This window comes from Pseudothermotoga thermarum DSM 5069, assembly GCF_000217815.1.
Taxonomy (GTDB): domain Bacteria; phylum Thermotogota; class Thermotogae; order Thermotogales; family DSM-5069; genus Pseudothermotoga; species Pseudothermotoga thermarum.
In genome coordinates this window covers 309,032-327,961 of sequence record NC_015707.1, presented here as the reverse complement: position 1 = coordinate 327,961, position 18,930 = coordinate 309,032, and the positions used below count along the sequence as shown (strand labels likewise).

Annotated in this window: 17 protein-coding genes; 5 read left to right on the top strand and 12 right to left on the bottom strand. The window is 40.2% G+C overall.

What is annotated here, in order from left to right; all coding sequences use genetic code 11:
* Positions 1-40: 40 nt before the first annotated feature.
* On the bottom strand, positions 41-2,407 hold the full coding sequence (locus THETH_RS01625) for a glycoside hydrolase family 2 protein (RefSeq protein ID WP_013931646.1): 2,367 nt from the start codon (positions 2,405-2,407) through the stop codon (positions 41-43).
* A gap of 137 nt (positions 2,408-2,544) precedes the next feature.
* On the opposite strand from THETH_RS01625, the gene THETH_RS01620 reads away from it, so the two are divergent.
* Positions 2,545-3,351, top strand: coding sequence for an HAD-IIA family hydrolase (locus THETH_RS01620; protein WP_245530523.1), 807 nt, complete (start codon positions 2,545-2,547; stop codon positions 3,349-3,351).
* A gap of 3 nt (positions 3,352-3,354) precedes the next feature.
* Positions 3,355-3,975, top strand: a complete 621-nt coding sequence (locus tag THETH_RS01615) for a sigma-70 family RNA polymerase sigma factor (protein WP_013931644.1) — start codon at positions 3,355-3,357, stop codon at positions 3,973-3,975.
* On the opposite strand, the gene THETH_RS01610 is transcribed toward THETH_RS01615, so the two are convergent.
* From THETH_RS01610 to THETH_RS01560, 11 genes are all read right to left on the bottom strand, one after another.
* Positions 3,972-4,454 carry a tetratricopeptide repeat protein gene (locus THETH_RS01610; RefSeq protein ID WP_013931643.1) on the bottom strand — a complete coding sequence of 161 codons (483 nt, stop codon included), beginning with the start codon at positions 4,452-4,454 and terminating at the stop codon, positions 3,972-3,974. The two genes, THETH_RS01615 and THETH_RS01610, sit on opposite strands and share 4 nt — an antisense overlap.
* On the bottom strand, positions 4,451-6,055 hold the full coding sequence (locus THETH_RS01605) for an NHL repeat-containing protein (protein ID WP_013931642.1): 1,605 nt from the start codon (positions 6,053-6,055) through the stop codon (positions 4,451-4,453). Before THETH_RS01605 ends, THETH_RS01610 begins: the two co-directional genes overlap by 4 nt.
* Positions 6,052-6,660 carry a glycerol-3-phosphate 1-O-acyltransferase PlsY gene (plsY, locus tag THETH_RS01600; protein WP_013931641.1) on the bottom strand — a complete coding sequence of 203 codons (609 nt, stop codon included), beginning with the start codon at positions 6,658-6,660 and terminating at the stop codon, positions 6,052-6,054. Before plsY ends, THETH_RS01605 begins: the two co-directional genes overlap by 4 nt.
* Before the next feature lie 2 nt (positions 6,661-6,662).
* Positions 6,663-7,973 (bottom strand): ribosome biogenesis GTPase Der, encoded by a 1,311-nt coding sequence (der, locus tag THETH_RS01595; protein WP_041446348.1) that lies wholly within the window; start codon positions 7,971-7,973, stop codon positions 6,663-6,665.
* A 2-nt stretch (positions 7,974-7,975) separates the two neighbouring features.
* Complete coding sequence (locus THETH_RS01590; protein WP_013931639.1) at positions 7,976-9,592, bottom strand: 30S ribosomal protein S1; 1,617 nt, start codon at positions 9,590-9,592, stop codon at positions 7,976-7,978.
* Positions 9,582-10,424, bottom strand: a complete 843-nt coding sequence (gene ispH / locus THETH_RS01585) for a 4-hydroxy-3-methylbut-2-enyl diphosphate reductase (RefSeq protein WP_013931638.1) — start codon at positions 10,422-10,424, stop codon at positions 9,582-9,584. The genes THETH_RS01590 and ispH overlap by 11 nt, the downstream gene beginning before the upstream one ends.
* Positions 10,405-11,079, bottom strand: a complete 675-nt coding sequence (gene cmk, locus THETH_RS01580; protein ID WP_013931637.1) for a (d)CMP kinase — start codon at positions 11,077-11,079, stop codon at positions 10,405-10,407. Before cmk ends, ispH begins: the two co-directional genes overlap by 20 nt.
* Before the next feature lie 3 nt (positions 11,080-11,082).
* Positions 11,083-11,415, bottom strand: coding sequence for an STAS domain-containing protein (locus THETH_RS01575; protein ID WP_013931636.1), 333 nt, complete (start codon positions 11,413-11,415; stop codon positions 11,083-11,085).
* Position 11,416: 1 nt separating this feature from the next.
* Positions 11,417-13,168 (bottom strand): aspartate--tRNA ligase, encoded by a 1,752-nt coding sequence (gene aspS / locus THETH_RS01570; RefSeq protein WP_013931635.1) that lies wholly within the window; start codon positions 13,166-13,168, stop codon positions 11,417-11,419.
* 62 nt (positions 13,169-13,230) lie between these two features.
* Positions 13,231-15,849 (bottom strand): CBS domain-containing protein, encoded by a 2,619-nt coding sequence (locus THETH_RS01565; RefSeq protein WP_013931634.1) that lies wholly within the window; start codon positions 15,847-15,849, stop codon positions 13,231-13,233.
* A 1-nt stretch (position 15,850) separates the two neighbouring features.
* On the bottom strand, positions 15,851-16,630 hold the full coding sequence (locus THETH_RS01560) for an SAM hydrolase/SAM-dependent halogenase family protein (RefSeq protein WP_013931633.1): 780 nt from the start codon (positions 16,628-16,630) through the stop codon (positions 15,851-15,853).
* Positions 16,631-16,815: 185 nt separating this feature from the next.
* Between THETH_RS01560 and THETH_RS01555 the strand changes: the two genes are divergently transcribed.
* From THETH_RS01555 to THETH_RS01545, 3 genes are read left to right on the top strand one after another with little or no spacing between them, the layout of a single operon-like run.
* Positions 16,816-17,853 (top strand): ABC transporter permease, encoded by a 1,038-nt coding sequence (locus tag THETH_RS01555; protein WP_013931632.1) that lies wholly within the window; start codon positions 16,816-16,818, stop codon positions 17,851-17,853.
* A gap of 12 nt (positions 17,854-17,865) precedes the next feature.
* Complete coding sequence (locus THETH_RS01550) at positions 17,866-18,429, top strand: ABC transporter permease (protein ID WP_245530521.1); 564 nt, start codon at positions 17,866-17,868, stop codon at positions 18,427-18,429.
* The gene (locus tag THETH_RS01545) at positions 18,378-18,896 is read left to right on the top strand and encodes an ABC transporter substrate-binding protein (protein ID WP_245530519.1); all 519 of its coding nucleotides are present in this window, start codon (positions 18,378-18,380) and stop codon (positions 18,894-18,896) included. The genes THETH_RS01550 and THETH_RS01545 overlap by 52 nt, the downstream gene beginning before the upstream one ends.
* Positions 18,897-18,930: the final 34 nt, after the last annotated feature.

The window sequence follows — 18,930 nt, the reverse complement described above, 5'->3', positions numbered from 1 at the left end:
AAACCTACGTTGGGAAGGAAATTTTCGGTTTATTCGAGAATCAACAAATCAGATTTGCAATCAAAACTCGACTCAATTCTGTATCCTTAAGCGTTGTGAACACCTTTGTTTCTCCATCTTTCCTGGAAACATAAAGCAACGAACCGAGCGCATATCCCCAGCCATACACCTTCGTTATCACAGACTGTTCAGAACTAAAGTGATTTGACTCTTCTGCTAAAAGCAGATACTCGCTTGTTATTGTATTTAGTCCCCATATTAACGCAGCTATGTTCAAACTTCTTTTGACGTTGAAAACAGTCGCCGCACCTATCCAGTCCCCTTTCAAATCCAATACACCACCAACTTTTGTGTTTTCTCTCACCGCTCTTAACCCATCTTCAACAAAAAAATCGCTGTCGACAAACTCCAACAAAAATGTCCCTGCTTTCCTCTCAAGAACTTGCATCGGATAAAAATTCCTGCTGATAAGTTTACCATCGCTGAATATCTCCACATAAATGTTGTGAATTGTCTTATCTGGTTTGAATGAAAGCGAAGAAATTTCCTTAATCTCCCAAGGTTGCACTTCGATAGTCTTATCCAAAATCACATCTTTTTCTGTTCTAACCAAGACTCTCGCCTTCAGAACTTTTGAATCACTGTTGATCACACAAAGCGGCGCAGTATAAAAATCCCCTTCGATCAAAAGTGAATTATGATCCGGAATAATCCCTATAACTTTGCTGTTCAAAAACTTCAAATAAGGATAAAAATGCTTTGGCATCCTGTTGTAGTCAAGCAAACCGTTTGCTTCCCAAGCTATGTCTGAAAATTCCGTGATCACATAACCTGATATCTCTGGCTGCATTCTGATCGTTTCAATTTGATACTTCAACCCAAGAAACTGTGTGAGTTGAGCTTGATAGATCAAATCGTCAAGATCGTGGAAGTTTGCTATTCCTTGTAGTGCATAGGCAGGCTGAGTTTGATCAAACGTCAATCCCATAACGGTTACTGGAAACTCAGACCATTTTCCCAGCCAAGTTTTTGGATCAGAAATTCCCCAAATACCAAATTCTGAAACAAGTTTTGGCAATTTCTTATCGATAGGTTCGTAGAAACTCTCAAATTTTCCGCTTGCAAAATCTTTTATCTGTTCTTTCCATTCCTTGTTGTGGTAAGGATACGCCTTATAGAAGTGATAATCATCCACGTCTGAAATAACGTGTTTATTACCTATACACGCACTGTTGTCAACGTAAACTCTTGTAGGATCAAACTTCTTCGCTTTAAAGTAAAATTTCCTAAGCCATTGTCTTTCTTCGGCAATCGACAAATCGATTCCCCAACTCTCGTTGATCAAGGACAGCATCACAAAACTTGGATGATTGGCATGCCTTACCAAAAGGTTTTCCATCAGTTTTTCGAGGTAGTTTTTCGAAGAATCGTTCAGAATCCTTGCATAAGGAAGATCTATCCAAATCAAAAGTCCTATTTCATCGGCTATTTCCAAGTACAGATCATCCGGTATCTTCATGTGAAATCTCAAAAGGTTTAGCCCCATTTCTTTGGCTTTGAGTAATTCCGACACCAAAGAATTTCTGTCAGGCAAACAGTAATGAGTTATAGGATAAAAGTTTTGATCCAAAGCTCCGAAAATGTAAACAGGTTCTCCGTTCAACAAAAGTTTGTCATCTTTGGTTTGAAAGATTCTTATTCCAAACGATGTTTCAAACCGGTCGATGTATCCATCCGTTTCCAATGTTACAACGGCTTTGTACAGATGTGGATCATCAATAGACCACAGATGTGGGTTGACAATCGTAAATTCGAAACAACTGCTCTTCTCTTTGCTTTGGTAAACCTTGTTATGCTTGGAGTCATAGATTTCAAGTTGGAATTCATGGTCCTTCCCGTCGGAAAATTCGACTATGCCTTTTACTCTACCAAAAAGATCCAGTGGATAGAATCTCGCTGAACTTATGTACACTGGCGGCACAACCAACAGCTCTACTTCTTGTACAATTCCGGTTGCGTTGCCATACCAATCTTGCTTGCCCATCACAATGTGTGGTTCGGCTCTCACATCCACATCAGAAACAACAAGTCTGAGCAAATCGTTACCGTCGAATTTTACGTAATTCGAAAGATCAACTTCAAACAAGTCATATCCACCCTCGTGATCCAAAAGCTTTTGACCATTCACAAACACAGATGCTTGAAGATCCACACCGTGAAATCTCAGAATCGCTTTACGCTCATCCATTCCTTTCAGTTCCACAAGCTTTCTCTCATAAACCAACTGCTGGCAACTTGCGTTTGGATAAGATTCCTGAGAGATATCGGATTGATGAGGAACAGACGATATTTCTACAACCTTTTCACCACAGATTAAAGTCCAACCGTCGACAAGTTTGTTTCTCACGTTCACTCCTCCTTCATGCGAATATGCTGAACTTTACCAAATTATAACTAAATGTTGTTAAGGCCGGAATTCCCTCAGTCATTCAGAACCTTTTATGCTATGCACTCTTCAATTTTTTTGGTATCGTATTGGTTGAGGTGATAAGGTTGAGAGATCTTAAAGACATTGAACTTTTCCTTTTGGATATGGATGGAACGTTTTACCTTGGAAACAAGTTGCTTCCAGGTTCCATTGAATTTGTAGATACCCTAAGAAAACAAGGCAAAAATTTTATGTTTTTAACAAACAATTCTTCAAATGATTCTGAAAGTTACGCCGAAAAGCTTAGAAAAATGGGATTGGATGGTAAGATAGAGGTTTTCACATCCGGGGATGCTACTGGGATATTCTTGAAAGAACGTTATGGCACACTCAGGATATTTTTGGTTGGTACAAAAAAGCTTGCAAAAACCTTTGAAAAATACGGTCATAAAATCGTTCAGGAAGATCCAGAAATAGTTGTTTTGGGATACGATACGGAGATAAACTACGAAAAGCTTGCAAAAGCCTGCATTTATTTGAGGAAAAATCTCTTGTATGTTGCAACTCACCCGGATATAAACTGTCCATCTTTGGAAGGTCCACTGCCGGATGCCGGTTCTTACATAGCTTTGATTGAAAAATCCACAGGAAGGCTTCCAGATTACATAGTGGGAAAGCCAAACCCCTTGATGCTCGAAATGGTGATGAAGAAAACAGGTGTTTCAAGGGAAAAAATCGCAATGGTTGGTGACAGGCTGTACACAGATATAGAATTTGCAAGAAGGTCTGGCATTCTGTCCATCCTTGTTCTCACAGGTGAAACAACTTTGGAAGATCTTCGAAATTCAAGCATTAAACCAGACATAGTGGTTGAAAATATAGGTGAACTTGCAAAACTTTTGCAAAAAGAAAGTGGTGAATGAGCTTTGTCGATAAAACATCGGCTTAGGTCCAAAAAAACGGAAGAGTTAGTTGAACTTGTACAAAGTGGTTTCAACGAAGCTTTAGAGCTCATCGTGGAAAGATATTACCCAATGGTTGTGAAAATATCTTCAAAGTACTACGCGCCTTGGGCTCAGTTTGAAGATCTCGTTCAAAATGGATTGGTCGGGTTGATAAAAGCCGCGTATTACTATCAGCCCGACAAGAGCGGATTTTCATCCTTTGCATGGCGAAGCATAGAATCGGAGTTGAAATCCTTTTTAACTTACCTGAATCGCAAGAAGAACAAAATGCTGACTGACGCAGTCAGCGTTGATCAGCTAAACGTTGAGGAATCAGAAGAACCTGGTTACATCTTCGAAGATTCGTCTGTTTCAACCCAAAAGTCTGCCGTTGCAGAAATAATCCTAGAACAAGCAAAACAACACTTGAAGGATTTGGAAAAGGAAATAGTGGAACTATGGGCAAGCGGAGAAAGCTACGAAGAAATAGGAAGAAAACTGAATGTGGAATTCAAAAAGATAGACAACACAATTCAAAAATTCAAAAGGATCGTCAGAGAGAAAATCAGTCCAATTTTGTTCAACCTTTTCTTCGAAGATTAAATCATGCTCCATTGTTTGTCGAGCTCAAACAAATAGTTCAAAACACCGTACTCCTCAAGCTCGTTCAAGAATTCTTGGTTGTCTTTGTTTTCTCTAAAAAGTTTCAAAGCTTCGATTTGCTCGTTCAGCTGTAGGTGACAAACCACAAGCATCGCCAACGATTTAGCCACTTGAAAGTTCATGTTCACCAGCTTCAAAAGCACAAGTTTTGCCATATCGTACCTATCGATTGTCAAAAGCGTACAGGCAAGGTTTAAATAAGCAGGAGCGTAAGAAGAATCAAGTTCTATAGCCTTTTGATAGGCTTCTATCGATTTGGCAATTTGCCCTACCCTTCTGTAAATGTTTCCTAAATTGTTCCAAATTTCAGGATGTCCTGGCTCAATTTCAAGGCATTGTTTGTAAAGCTTTTCTGCCTCTTCAAATTGACCGTCTTGCGACAGTTGAACGGCTTTTTGAAAAATTTCCTCAATACTCATTGGATCATTCCTCTTGTGTAATAAACGGTGTCTGAATAAATTTCATTCCCGATCTTCACAGATACCGTAACAGGGGTTATGTCCGATGGTATAGGACGAGTTCTTCTAAAAGTTGCGGTGTAGTAAGGAAGGCAGATCGGTTTTCTTTGTCTCACTTCACCTGCTCCGCCCGTAAGCAAAATTAAATCATTCGCTTTTTCCATAAGAAAAATTCTCACATTCTTGCCTTTCAACGTGATTAAATCTGCTCTGGAAAGATCTGCAGGTGATTTTTCGAAAAGAACACCGTAAGCTTTTCCCCTTCTAAGATAGGGTAAAGCAGAACTTAAAAAGTCTTTTTGCGGGTTTAACCATTCAATCTGAGTGCAAGCAATTTTAAATTCGTAGTAAACCGCTCCACCGCCTTCTCGAACTTGAAGCAAACCAACCAAGAAAGGAATCGCATCACCAAAAATGTTTTCTACTCTGAAATTCAATCGAATTGTTTCCTCTAGAAAACTCAAACTGTCCACCCTAACGAAAATCGGTTCTTCTCCCTTCATTGGATAAACATCGACAACATGCCTGTGCCAATCAAAAGTGATCAAAAACGGATAGCGATAGTCAAACAAAACAACTCCGTCGCCCAATTTTGATACCGTTTGCAACTGATTCTTGCCAACCAAAACTAATTCGTTGTTTTTGGTTAGAACAATCGGATCACCAGATATGGCGACTTCAAAGCATCTACCACCCAATGCAGGCCTTTCTTCAAGCTTTTTTCCTGAAAAATCAAAAAGAATAAGTTTGTCAGATAAAAGATCCAAGATCCAAATTCCATTGTGGGAAATTTCAACGTCCTGAATAACGAAAAATCCCGGTAGGTTTAAGAACGTCACTTGATCGTCTTCGATGAAAAAAAGTCTGTTCACATCGCTTCCCCAAAGTCTTCCTACCCTGTCAAAACCAGCCAAAAGAGCGTTGGAAAAACCATCGTGGATAACTTTTTCATCCCTAGTTGTTAGATCGATTTTAACAACGGCTTTTCTTCCCGCTGCAAAAATTTCTCCATTTGGAGAAATCTCCAAAGAAACCGGTTCCACCGTTGTTTTTATCACCGTATAGGCACCGTATTTAAACAGAACAATGCGTTGATTTGCCTGGTCTGCGATTATGACAGTATCACCGTACAATACAGCCGCCGTTGGAGAGTAGAAGTACTCTATGCCGTGTGAAAATCCGGATGCTGAGAGTAACTTTTCCAAAACCACAGGCTTTGTAAAAGTGAATTCACGCTGAAGGATGTCGATTTCCTTCAACAGGGATAATACTTCATCTTTTCCTGGACTTATCACCAAGATAGTTTTTAAATCCTCTTGAGCTTTTTGAATTGCTCTCATATCTATGTCTATCTTTGCCATGAAGTACCAAAAATCTGGTATATCGGTGACGTAGATAAGTCCAGATGTGGCCGTTTCCATAAGTTCCTTTGCCCTTTTCACATCTCCCTCATACCAAGCCATAAGGGCTTTTGAAAAATATTCCCTTGCTTGTTCCTCAGTGATGATTCCAAAGGCTGTCACAAAAAGCAAAACCGTCAAAAATACAAAGAACTTCCTCAAGAAGGTCGCCTCTTCTTCAAAAACGCCAAAAGATCGGTTTTTCTCTCTGTACCGTGAAGAAGCCTTTCAACGTTATCCGAATGTCTAACGGTTGAAATGGTGGCGAGTATTAAAAACAGAACACCAAAGTTTGTGTTGAAGAAAAAGCCAACTAAAGAAGCTGTGTAAAGACCTATTATTGAACCTAGCGAAACAAATTTGGTTGTCAAAACAATCAAAAGCCAAACTGCAAGGAAAACAAACCCACATGGGTAACATATTGCGAACATCACACCAGTCGTACTTGCCACACCCTTACCACCTTTGAATTTCAAAAAAATTGGAAAATCGTGTCCCAGAACGGCCGCTATTGCTGCAATTCCAACTACTTTAGGATCCATCCCACTCAGCTTTGAAAAAACAAGCACAGGGATGAAGGCTTTTAGCGCATCCAGTATCATACAGGAAAAACCGATAACTGGCCCTGCCGCTCGCAAAGCGTTTGTTCCGCCAACATTTCCACTTCCCACAGTTCTCACGTCGATCTTTTTAAGCTTTGGCAAAAGATAACTGAATGGGATGGATCCACATAAATAGCAGATTAACCCGGCAAGTAAGTGAATCATAATTATCGCCTCTCCTTAAACGTTAAAATCAACGGAGAGCCTCTAAACTCGTCAACACGGTCTCTTATGAGATTTTCAATGGTTTTTGACACTTGTTGATTCACATGTTCTTTCTTGTTGACAACAACGGTAAACTTTGGAGGCTTTGTACCAACCTGTTCGATGGAGAAAATTTTAAGTTCTCCAAAAACAAGGTTAGGTGAAAGTATAGGTAATTGAGAAACAAGCTTGTTTAAAGCTGCTTTTGAAACCGTCCTGCAATAAGACGAATAAGCTTCGTCAATGGCTTTGAAAAGTTCTTTTATACCATAATATTTCACAGCGCTCGTGAAAACCACATCGTAGCTGTCCAAAAACGGTGCCTCCGCATAAACCCAATTTCTGTATTCTTCCTGAGATACCTTGACCAGATCGCACTTGTTTATTACTATCACAAGTGCTTTGCCCCTTCTTATAGCCAAACCGGCAATTCTTTTGTCTTGCCTGGTCACACCTTCGGTTGCGTCTATGACAAGCAATACTACGTCCGCTCCTTCTATAACGTCTATGGTCCTTGCAACACTGTAGTGCTCCAAACTTTTGTATTCTATTCTGCTTTTTCTTCTAAGACCTGCGGTGTCGATGAAAACATAGCTTTTCCCTTCGAAATTAACAAGTTCATCAACGGGATCTCTTGTGGTACCAGGTATCGATGTTACAGTGGCTCTATCGTCCTTCAGGATGGCGTTGAACAGCGAAGATTTTCCAACATTGGGTTTTCCAACGATAGCAATCTTCGGACATTCAAGATTTTGTTGAATTTTCTCTTCAAACGGTTGTTTTCCTATATATTGAACGATTTTATCCAAAAGGACATCTACGTTGATGCCGTGTTGAGCACTTATGATAACGTAATCTGTAAAGCCAAGTTTCAAAAATTCTCCTAGGTTTGCTTCAACGACTTTTGGATTTTCACTCTTGTTTATGACGAGTATCACCTTTTTACCAAGTTTTCTGAGTTTTTCAGCAACGTATTCGTCTTCGGCTGTTATACCAGCACGCCCATCCACAACGAACAGGATCAAATCGGCCTTTTCGTAGGTTTTGAACGCTCTGTTTCTCATTGAAGAAAGCATTTCGTCCTCGGCGTCTGAGAAAACCCCACAGGTATCGTACAATTCAAAAACGGTCCCGTCGTAATCGACGAGACCTTTCAAAGAATCACGAGTAACGCCCTCGGCGTCTTCAGTTATCGCCTTTCGTTTGCCGATTAATCTGTTAAAAAGGGTGGATTTACCTACGTTTGTCCTTCCTGCTATAACAACTACCGCCATACTCACTTCTTCAACTTGCTGGCAAGGGTGTTTTGAACACTAAGTTCTTGTTCTTTCTTCTTGTATTCCTCGTAAGCTCTTTTTTCCTCTAGTTTCTTCTGGCTAACCAAAATCTTTCGGCGCTCAGGTACCAACCTTAAAACCAACACTTCCAGCTTATCTCCTTCTTTTAAATCACCACTTGCATGTGATGCAGGCATGAACCCTTCCACATTGTAATCCAACAACTTAACAATATACCCTGAATTTACCTTGGATTGAACCACAACATTTACTTCTCTGTTTTCACCAAGTTTGGTCAAAACATCCTGCCATGGGTCTGGGAAAAGTTCTTTTATACTTAACCTCATTCTTCTTTGCTTGTCATCGATTGACAGTATTTTTACTTTGACCTTTTGACCTTCTTTGAAGTGCTGAGTTGGATCGCTGATCTTTTCCCACGAAAGTTCAGATCTTGGAACAAAACCGCTTATTCCATCCTCGAATTCCACTATCAAACCGGTTGGAAGAACCTTTAAAATTGTACCTTCGGCTGTTTCGCCTTCCTTATACCTTTCAAAAATGTTCTCCCATGGATCTCCCTTGGCTCTTTTGTAACTTAGGTCTATTCTCTTGTTCTGCGGATCAACTTCTATGACCTCAACCTGAATCATTTCACCAACTTTGAAGTACTTGCGAAGGTCTACCTTCTTGTTTCCCCAAAAGATTTCCGAAATTCTCACCAAACCATCTATTCCAGGTTCTAAGTTGACAAACAAACCAAATGGTACTATCTTCACTATCGTGCCTTGAACGATTTTTCCCACAGGATACCTTTCTGCTATGTTTTCCCATGGATCTGGTTCCATGGCCTTTAAACTGACGACAATCTTCGAAGAAGCCTCATCCAATTCAACTATTTTCACCTTGACTTTTTCGTTCTTTTTGAGAACATCCGTTGGATCTAATTTCTTGTCGTGTGAAACTTCTGAACGCGGCAAGATCGCGGAGATACAAGAATTGATGTTCAGCAAAGCGTGGCTGTCTGTTACCTTTTCAACGATTCCTTCAACAACGTCTCCAACCTTGTGGGTTGAGAAGAATTCCTTCTTTTGTTTTTCCAAAATGGCTTTTCTCGATACGACTAACCTTTGTCTTCTTTTACCAAATTCGCATTCAACAATCAAGAAATCTAGTTCCTCTTGAGGAATTGGCTCCTCTCTTTTGATCATAGAATGGGATCCTGGAAGAAAAGCTTCAATGCTGTTGTACAACAAAACTCTGTATCCTCCCTGTATTTGATCAACGATCTTTCCTTTAACTGTTTCTCCCTTTTCGTAAGCTTCCAAGATCCTAGATCTGATCATCCTAGCATAAGGCTTTTTTTCGGACAAAGTTATTGATTCTTCTTCGCCGCCAATTTTTAAAACCTGCAGTTTCAATTTTTGACCAACTTTGTAATTTTCCAACGGAAAAACAAGCTCATCAATTGGAACAAAGCCTTCCGATTTTGCCTTACAATCAACGTATATTCCCTCACCAGGACTTATCCTTGTGATGGTCCCCTCAACCGTTTGCCCTGGTCTAACCTCAATCCAATCCAGATACTTTTCAAAATCTTCCATACCCTTAATATCCATGACTTTCCCTCCCACTGAGTAATTTTTCGATAATCTTTTTCACATCTTCGTAGGGTGTTGAAGTACCAGAAACAACACCAATTGTTTTGTAATTTGAAAGATCATTTTGGTCAACTTCATCGGCTCCTTCCACGTGAATTACCTTAGCATATTTTTCGGCAATTGCGACAAGTTTTTTTGTGTTGGAACTGTGCTTACCTCCAACAACGATAACAACATCGCTTTGTTGTGCAATTTGGCGCGTTTCAGCTTCTCTTTCTGCCGAAACGCGACAAATTGTGTTGAACATTCTAAATTCATTCACGTTTGAAATCTCCATCACCTTGGATGCAAATTGCTTATATTCTTCAATCGACATCGTCGTCTGAGAGAGCAAACAAACTTTGCCAGAAAGTTCTATTGGATTTTGCTCGATGAAGGCATCTTTCACATAACCTTTAAGCGCTATCATCTCGGGGTGTTCTTTCTTTCCAAAAGTTAGTATCTTGTAACCTTCTTCACTCATCTTCTTGGCAAGCTGAAAAAGCCTTTGAACGATCGGACAAGTCGTGTCAACAACCTGTCCAAAATGCATTTTTGCAAATTGTAAATCCTCAGGCGGAACACCGTGGGCCCTGACAACTAAAACGGAATCTTTGGCATCATGTGGTACATCACTCAAAGAAATTGTCTCAGCACCTTTTTGTTTTAAATGATTCATCACGTTGTTGTTGTGAACCAAATCTCCCAATAAATAGACTTTTTTGTTTTCCTCAAGAAGTTTTAGAACCAAGTCCAAAGCTCTCTTTACACCAAAGCAAAATCCAACGTTTTTAGCAACCAGAATATTCACATTTGACTCTCCTACTGATTATCTCACAAATTTGATTTAAAACTTCCTCTACGGTTTTGCCAGTTGTATCTATTATGAAAGCGTCTTGGGCAGGCTTCAAAGGAGCAATTGATCTGCTTGAATCTTGCTCATCTCTTTGCATCATCTCCTGAGCAACTTGTTCGTACGTTGCCTGTATACCTTTTTCTTGAAGTTCTTTCAACCTCCTCTTCACCCTTTCTTCAAAAGAAGCTGTAAGAAAGATCTTGACATCGGCATGCGGAAGAACAACTGTCCCAATATCTCTACCATCGACGACAAACGATCCTTTTTCACAAATGGTCCTTTGAATCTTTGTAAGCCTTTCCCTAACAGTTTGAATTTTTGCAAAATCGGATGCAAGCTTTCCAACTTCCGGGCTTCTTATCTCCTCTCCCACTTTTATACCGTTTATGTACAAATCACCATCTTTGTAATCGATCTTCAACTTTTCAAGTTCCTCACTCAAATCTTCGCTGGGTGAATAACCTTTCATTTTCAAATAATAGGCTACAGCCCGGTACATCGCACCCGTGTCCAAGTAATTTATTCTCAATTTTTTTGCCAAAAGTTTCGCAATTGTTGATTTTCCAGAACCTGCAGGCCCATCTATGGCAATCAAAATTTGGTCGATCAAAATTCAGACCTCCTCGACTGTATCTGTTATTTTGAAAACTTTATCAAGCCTGGTCATTTCAAAAACACGTTTTACGTTCTGTCTCAAGGATGCCAATACAAGTTCCTTGTTGAGTGTCCTAGCTACCTTCAGAAGGGCGACCATAGTTCCAAGGCCCGCGCTGTCAACGTATGGAACCTGGGACATATCCAAAATCACGGTCATGGCAGATGTTTTCTCAAGTTCATCTTTGATGGCTTTTTTCACATCTGCGGAATGGTAAGCATCGATATCACCGTTGATCCTGCAAACAAGCTTTGAACCAATTTGTTCGAATTTTACACTTGTGCCAATCACTTCAATCGCCTCCTACAATTTTTATCTTCAATTCTTTCAGTTGCTTTTCGCTCACAACATCTGGAGCCCCAGTCAACAAACACGTTCCGCTTGAAGTCTTTGGAAAAGCTATTACATCCCTTATTGAACTTGCACCGCACATTATGGCAACTAGTCTATCCAATCCCAAAGCGATTCCACCGTGTGGTGGTGTTCCATACTGGAATGCCTCGAGCAAAAATCCAAACTTCAATTTTATTTCGTCTTCGCTAAGCCGCATCAATTGGAAAACTTTCTTTTGAAGTTCTGCATCATGGATTCGTATACTACCAGATCCAACTTCAAACCCGTTTATAACTATATCATAAGATTGAGCTCTGATCTTCGATAAATCTTTGTCGGCATATTTTTCCAAATCTTCCAAATTTGGCATCGTAAATGGATGATGTTGCGCCACAAATCTTTTTTCTTCTTCATTCCATTCAAACATTGGAAAGTCCAAAACCCAAAAGATGTCAAAGCCTTTCTTCAAATGTGAAAAATACAAATCGCCTATCGTTTTTCTCACTTCTCCCAAAGCTTCGTTCACCAAAGAAAGCTGTCCAGCACACATTATGCAAACATCTTGCTCTTTCATATTCAACTCTTTCACAACTAAGTTGTATTCATTCTCAAGATGCTTCAACAAACTTCCTCTGGCAACCTTGTTACCCTCAAAGGAAAACCAAAGTATTCCACCCAGCCCTTTAGTTTTTGCAATTTCTTCCAATTGATCTGCGAGCTTACGTGACATATTGTGGGCAAAACCATTTACAACAAAGCCTTTAACAACTCCATTTGAACTCAGTATGGTTTGCAGAAATTGAAGCTCGGATTTCAAGAAGATATTTGTTAAATCTACAAACTTCATGCCTATTCTTCTATCGGGTTTATCACTTCCATAAAAGTTCATGCATTCGTCGTAGGAAAGTCGGTCGAATTTTTCAGGAAGGTCAACTTTCAAAACCTCCTTGAAAACGTGTTTCAACATACCCTCAACGACTTCTAAGACGTCCTCTCTGGTTACAAAAGACATTTCGATATCTATTTGCGTAAATTCCGGTTGTCTATCCGCACGCAGATCTTCGTCTCTGAAGCATCTTACTATTTGAAAATACCTATCAAGTCCGCTCACCATAAGTATCTGTTTGAAAAGTTGAGGAGATTGGGGCAGAGCGTAGAAGGTGCCAGGCTTCAACCTACAAGGAACCAAAAAGTCCCTTGCTCCCTCAGGTGTGCTTTTGGTCAAAAACGGGGTTTCAACTTCGACAAACCCATGCTTTGAAAGGTAATTTCTTACCGAAAGCGTTACAGCGTGCCTTAACAAAAGTTTTTCCATCATTTCTTTTCTCCTAAGATCTATGTATCGATACTTTAATCGAACTTCTTCGGCGGGAAGAGGCTCTTCGTTCGGATAAAATGGAAGTTCCTTCGTTGGGGAAGAAAGTACTTCTATTTTTTCCGCGAACACTTCTATCTCGCCGGTTTCCAATTCTTTGTTTACGTTTTCCTTAGGTCTTTCTTTAACTATTCCTTCAACCTTTATCACAGCCTCTCTTCTAATTGGAATGGATAAACCCTGCGGAACCACAATTTGAGTTTGCCCATACCGGTCTCTGAGCATTATGAAAGTGACGCCACCCAAGTCGCGGATCCGATCAACCCAACCGGCTAAAATCACCCTTTTTCCAGCATCGGTTAACCTAAGTTCACCACATGTATGAGTTCTCAGCACAATCATTCCTCCCATCTTAGACGTTTAATTATAAATATACCACGCTGTTTAAATTTTAACAATTATCGCGAATTAGATGAAGCTGATTCGATAAGAGATTTGACGTACTCAAGTTCATTTGAATCGTCGATCAATCCATCGAGCTTTGCACAGTAGATTGATTCCAAAATCTCTCCCAATTTTTTGGACGGCTTCAAACCAAATTTATCGATCAAATCCTTACCGCTGATGGTCAACTTAACAGTTGAAACTCTTTCCAAAAATTGCTTGAGGTATTCTTGATCATCAGGTTCAAGGTAAGATGCGATGTAACAAAATCCCTCAGGTGAGATATCGTGTGTAACTTTGTATATGTCTGAAAAGTTCATCCTGAGTTTTATCATCTGCGAAAGTGGAATTATCATTTTTTTAAGCAGTTTAAGCTGTTGAAGAAATTTCAAAGATAAACCGTATCTTTCTTTGATCTCATTTAAAAGTTGCTCATTGTGATATTCAAGAAGAACAAACATTACCGAATAAAATCTATCAACCTGACCAAAGTGCTTCTCAGCCCAGGGTAGAAAATCGAACAATGCACGAAGTTTTTCTTCCATCGTGGCAGTGTAAAAAGTTCCGGGAAAAGTCCTTTTGATTGCGTCAAATTCAGCAAGCCTTTTTATCGCCTTCACCGCCTTAATTTCTTGAACTATTTTTTCAAATTCTTGTCTTATCCTTTGACCACTCACTTTTTCCAAATAACCTTGGTGAATTGCTTCACGCATCAATCTTTCTGTTTCCTCTTCTATTGTGAAATCGAATCTAACCTCAAACCTAACGGCTCTGAGTATCCTCGTTGGATCTTCTATGAAACTGAGTGTGTGCAAGCACCTGATTTTCTTGTTTTGAATGTCCTCCTGCCCACCAAAGAAATCAAGCAAAAGTCCAAAATCTTTGTGGTTTAGCTTTATAGCCATAGCGTTTATTGTAAAATCACGCCTGTAAAGGTCTTTTCTTATGGTGCTGATTTCCACCTGGGGCAGTTCCGTCGGCGCTTCGTAATATTCTATTCTCGCGGTGGCAACATCTACCCTTCTACCGTTGAAAAACAAGGAAGCTGTGAGAAATTTATCGTGCTTAACCAAAGTGGCTTTTAACTTTTCCGCCGCGTGTTCGGCAAACTTCAATCCATCTCTTTCAACTACAAGGTCTATGTCGAAGCTTGGATTGTCCATCAACAAATCCCTGACAAATCCTCCCACAACATAAACGTTCAATCCTACTTCATCACCAAATTGTCCGAAAGTTTTGAGAAGGTTGTATATTTCTCTTGGCAGACAAGAGATCATTTTGTCGTGTACATTGTGGAAAATCTTTTCTGATTGCTGTGTTATTGGCCTTTTTGGTTTGGCTTTAACAGCATCGGAAAAACTCATTCTCATGACGTCTGTCCTTGTTATTATGCCTACGAGAACACCATTCTCTATGACGGGAATCCTTCCTATGTCGTAATCTGCCATTATCTTTCTGACCTTGCTAAGTGGTGTGTCTGCATCGACAACCACAAGCTTCGTTGACATTATTGATTTAACCGGGTTTTTCAAAAGCCCGTGGTTTACAGCTTTGTCAACGGCTTTTTTGGTGACGATTCCCACCAGCTTGTTACCCTCTATAACTGGAAGCCCGTTGTGACCTGTTCTTTCCATAATTTTGTTTACTTCTTCGATCGTCATATCGCTGTACGCAACTCTCACAGGTGAAGACATAACATCACGTGCCAAAGGTCCTTTTTCAACATACTTTTGAATTACTTCAAGAACTAACCTCTTTGCTTCCAAAACATCCGAAAGGTTCACCGTGCAACTTCCAGCTTTTCTGTGACCCCCTCCGCCCAGTTCGGTGAAAAATCCTCCTATGTCAATGTCCTCAGATGAGGTTCTGCCAATTATGTGTATTTTCCTACCAGTTCTGATGATGCAAATTAAAGTCTCCACGCCTTGAAGTTCCCAAAGCTTGGTAACCACTGCACTTAACCCGCCAATGAATTTATCGGTTTCTGCAGTTGCAACGTGAACAACGTTGTGCTTGACATTATGTTGCTCTATGTTTGAAATCAGCTGATCGAGTATGAGCTTCTGTTCGTAGTTCAGATCATACCTTACAAATTCTGCAACTTCTGCCAGATTTGCGTTTTTTTCAAAGAGAAATTTCAAAGCTTCTAAATCCCTTACGGTGGTGCTTGTGTAAAGCAAATTGCCTGTATCTTCGTAAATCGCTATTGCAAACAGTGTTGCATCCATTGAATCAATCGAAATACCTTTATTTTTGATCTCCTCAACAAGAAGAGTAACCGTTGCCCCTATCGATTCAATGTGTTTTTCACCTGAAATCGTTACCTCTTTGATATCCGGATGATGGTCGTATATCACAATCTTTTCAGCTTTATCAACAAGTTGTTGTATTTTAGGTCCAAGCCTTTCTCTGGATGCAGTATCAACTATCACCAAAGATTCAACTTTTTCTTCGCCCAAATCGCTTTCGGTGATGTAAGGGTATCTATCTTCATAGATACGCAGATATTGGGAAACATTTTGTTGGGGCGAACCACTTATCACAACGGTGTGGTCTGGAAAAAGCTTTTTTGCAGCAACACAAGAAGCAAAGCAATCAAAATCTGGGTTTTTGTGACCCACGATGAGCTTCAATTTACTTCCTCCTTATGACGATCTGCTGACCTTGCTTTAAACCTAAAATATCCCTTGCAGACGCTTGATTTGCCGCTATTTCCAAAAATCCGGAGCTATCTATGTGAACCAGGATTGATCCTTTTGGAACATCGCCGTAAGCTTTCGCATAGGTGGCTTTGTACTTTCCATTTATCGTAAGTTCATCGTCTATTTCCCAGCCAAGCCTTTCCACAAATTCACCCGGTATGTTGGTTTCAACGTTTCCAAAACCATCGAAAAAGACAACCTCACCAACGATGGAATCTTCAGATATTTCCGCTGGTTTATAAGGTAAAACCACGAAATTTGGAAGGACACTTCCAACCTCCTCAAAGGGACAGCCTTTCGACAAGTGAGCGGCGACAGCGGCAAAGATATCCCTTCCGTGGAATGTGTAAGAAGAGCCGTAGTGAAGCTTTTTGTTATCCAGTTCTCGAACTTGTTTCACTTTGTAGTAATCTGCTACGAAGGTGAATATACCGTTGTCTGGTCCTATGTAAAAATGATCATTTTTGGTTCTCATGCAGATGGCTTTTCTAGATGTACCAACACCATAGTCAACGACGGCAACAAAAATCGTCCCTTCGGGAAAATCAAAAGAAGCTCTCAAAAGAACATGTGCAGCCATCCTGACATCGTAAGGGTTTATTTCATGAGTGATGTCTATTATTTCAACAGAAGGGTTTATTCTCTTCATAACGGCTTTGGCAACACCTACATAATAACTTTTGTAAGACCAATCGGTTAGAAAGGCTATCACTTTGATCCCCCTCCAAAACGAATTCGATTTCTCCTATATACTACTATAAAGAAAAGTTCGACTGCTAGTATGGAACAAATTAAGCTGAGAAGTATGATATACTTTTTCTGGCAAAAACGCAAAAGCGGGTTTCATTTTTTCATTATTTTCACTATTACTTGATTACTTGTAAGGAGGGATACTTGTTGTTTACGTACATAGTTAGGCGACTTCTTCTTCTGCCTTTGATATTGTTTGGAATTTCTCTGATAGTCTTTGGAATGATACAAAGCTTGGGACCAGATAGACTGCTGGCAGCTTATGTAAACCCTGGCGTGCTAGATAAGCTTACCCCACAACAACTTGAGAAAATTAAGGAGAAGTATGGCTTGAATGATCCTATGATAACTCGGTATTTGAAGTGGCTCAAAAACACTTTAACAGGTGATCTTGGTTGGTCGGTGGTTGGAAAAGAACCTGTTAAGGACGCTATACTAAAAAGACTTCCCTGGACTGTAGAATTGGCTCTGTACTCAATCGTTCCAGTTGTTTTTGTTGGCGTTTGGCTTGGAATAATTGCAGCAGTTAATCGCGACAAATTCATTGATCACTTTGTTAGAATCTTTGCCGTTATTGGTTGGAGTTTTCCGGATTTCGTCTTTGGACTTCTCATACTGATGATCTTTTATAGTTTTCTTGGATGGCTTCCACCAGGAAATCTGAGCTTGTGGGCTGATCAAGTAGTAAAGTCTCCTGAATTTAAGCGCATAACATCGTTGGTAACTATAGATGCTTTGCTGAATGGCCGATTTGATGTATTTTTGGATGCTCTTAGGCACATGATAGGGCCGATTTTGACTTTATCGTGGTTGTGGTGGGCATACCTTTTGAGAATCACTCGTTCCAGCATGCTAGAGGTTCTTACGAAAGAATATATCAGAACCGCCCGTGCGAAAGGTTTGCCAGAGCACGTGGTGATTCACAAACACGCACAAAGAAACGCGATGATTCCCGTCTTAACAGTTGGGGGAGCGATGGTTATACAACTTTTCGCTGGTACGGTAATAGTTGAGATGGTGTTCAACCGCACCGGTATGGGCAGCTTCACAGCTATAGCGGCTACACAACTTGACTATGCCTCTATCATGGCATGTACACTCTTTTATTCTTTGATTCTTGTTCTGGGGAATCTTGTCATAGATATTCTCTATGCAATGGTCGATCCAAGAATACGCCTTGGTTAAGGGGGATGAATTATGAAAACTGAGACAAAAAGAATCTTGAAGCGCTTGCTTAAAAATCCATCCGCGGTCCTCGGATTCTCACTTTTAATTTTCTTTACCATCATAGCAATTCTTGCACCAGTTATATGTCCCCCTCAATCGTACGATCCATATATGATCCCAATCGTTACATGGGATAAAACCCCTATCCCTCCTTCACCTGAACATCCTTTTGGAGTTATCGACGGTAGAGACATATTTTACGGTGTTGTCTGGGGAACTCGAACAGCTTTTAAAGTAGGATTAACTGTTACGTTGATCTCAACTCTTATAGGTTTGGTAATAGGTTCAATCGCAGGTTATTTTGGTGAATGGTTGGATGAGATATTGATGAGAATCACCGATATCTTTTTATCGATTCCATACATTCTTGCAGCCATCGTTGTGACTGCCTTTTTAGGAATGGGGCTTGATAAGGTTATGATTTCTTTGATCATGTTCGGTTGGATGGGCACCGCGAGGTCTGGAAGAAAGGATTCAAACTTGTGCTACTGTACAACACTGGAAACGAAGTCAGAAGAACTGTCGCTGAAATGATCAAAACATATGTTGAAATGATCAACCCGAAGTTCAAAATCGAAGTCCGCGGAGAACAGTGGCCAACATACCTGACTTCCTACAAAAACGGTTATTTACCAGCTTTCATAATAGGTTGGCACGCAGACTATCCTGACCCACACAACTTCATACAAACCTATTATCACTCGGCTGGAACATACGGTTACGCACAGGGTGAAAACTTTAAGAAATTCGTCTCCACACCTACACCTGAGCTTGGTGGAAAAAGCTGTGACGAGCTTATAGAAATAGCTGCAAACGAAGTTGATCCAGAAATCAGGCAAAAGATTTACGAAGATGTCCAAAGATTTGCTATCGACCATGTTCTTGGAATCGCGCTATATGAAGGAATGGGCTTTAGTGTAAGAAGATCCTGGGTTAAAGGTTGGTTCCACAACCCGATGAGGTCTGGAGAAGATTACTACTATCTGTGGAAAGAGGAGTAAAAAGTCATAAACGAAAAACCCGGGCGGCAAGCCC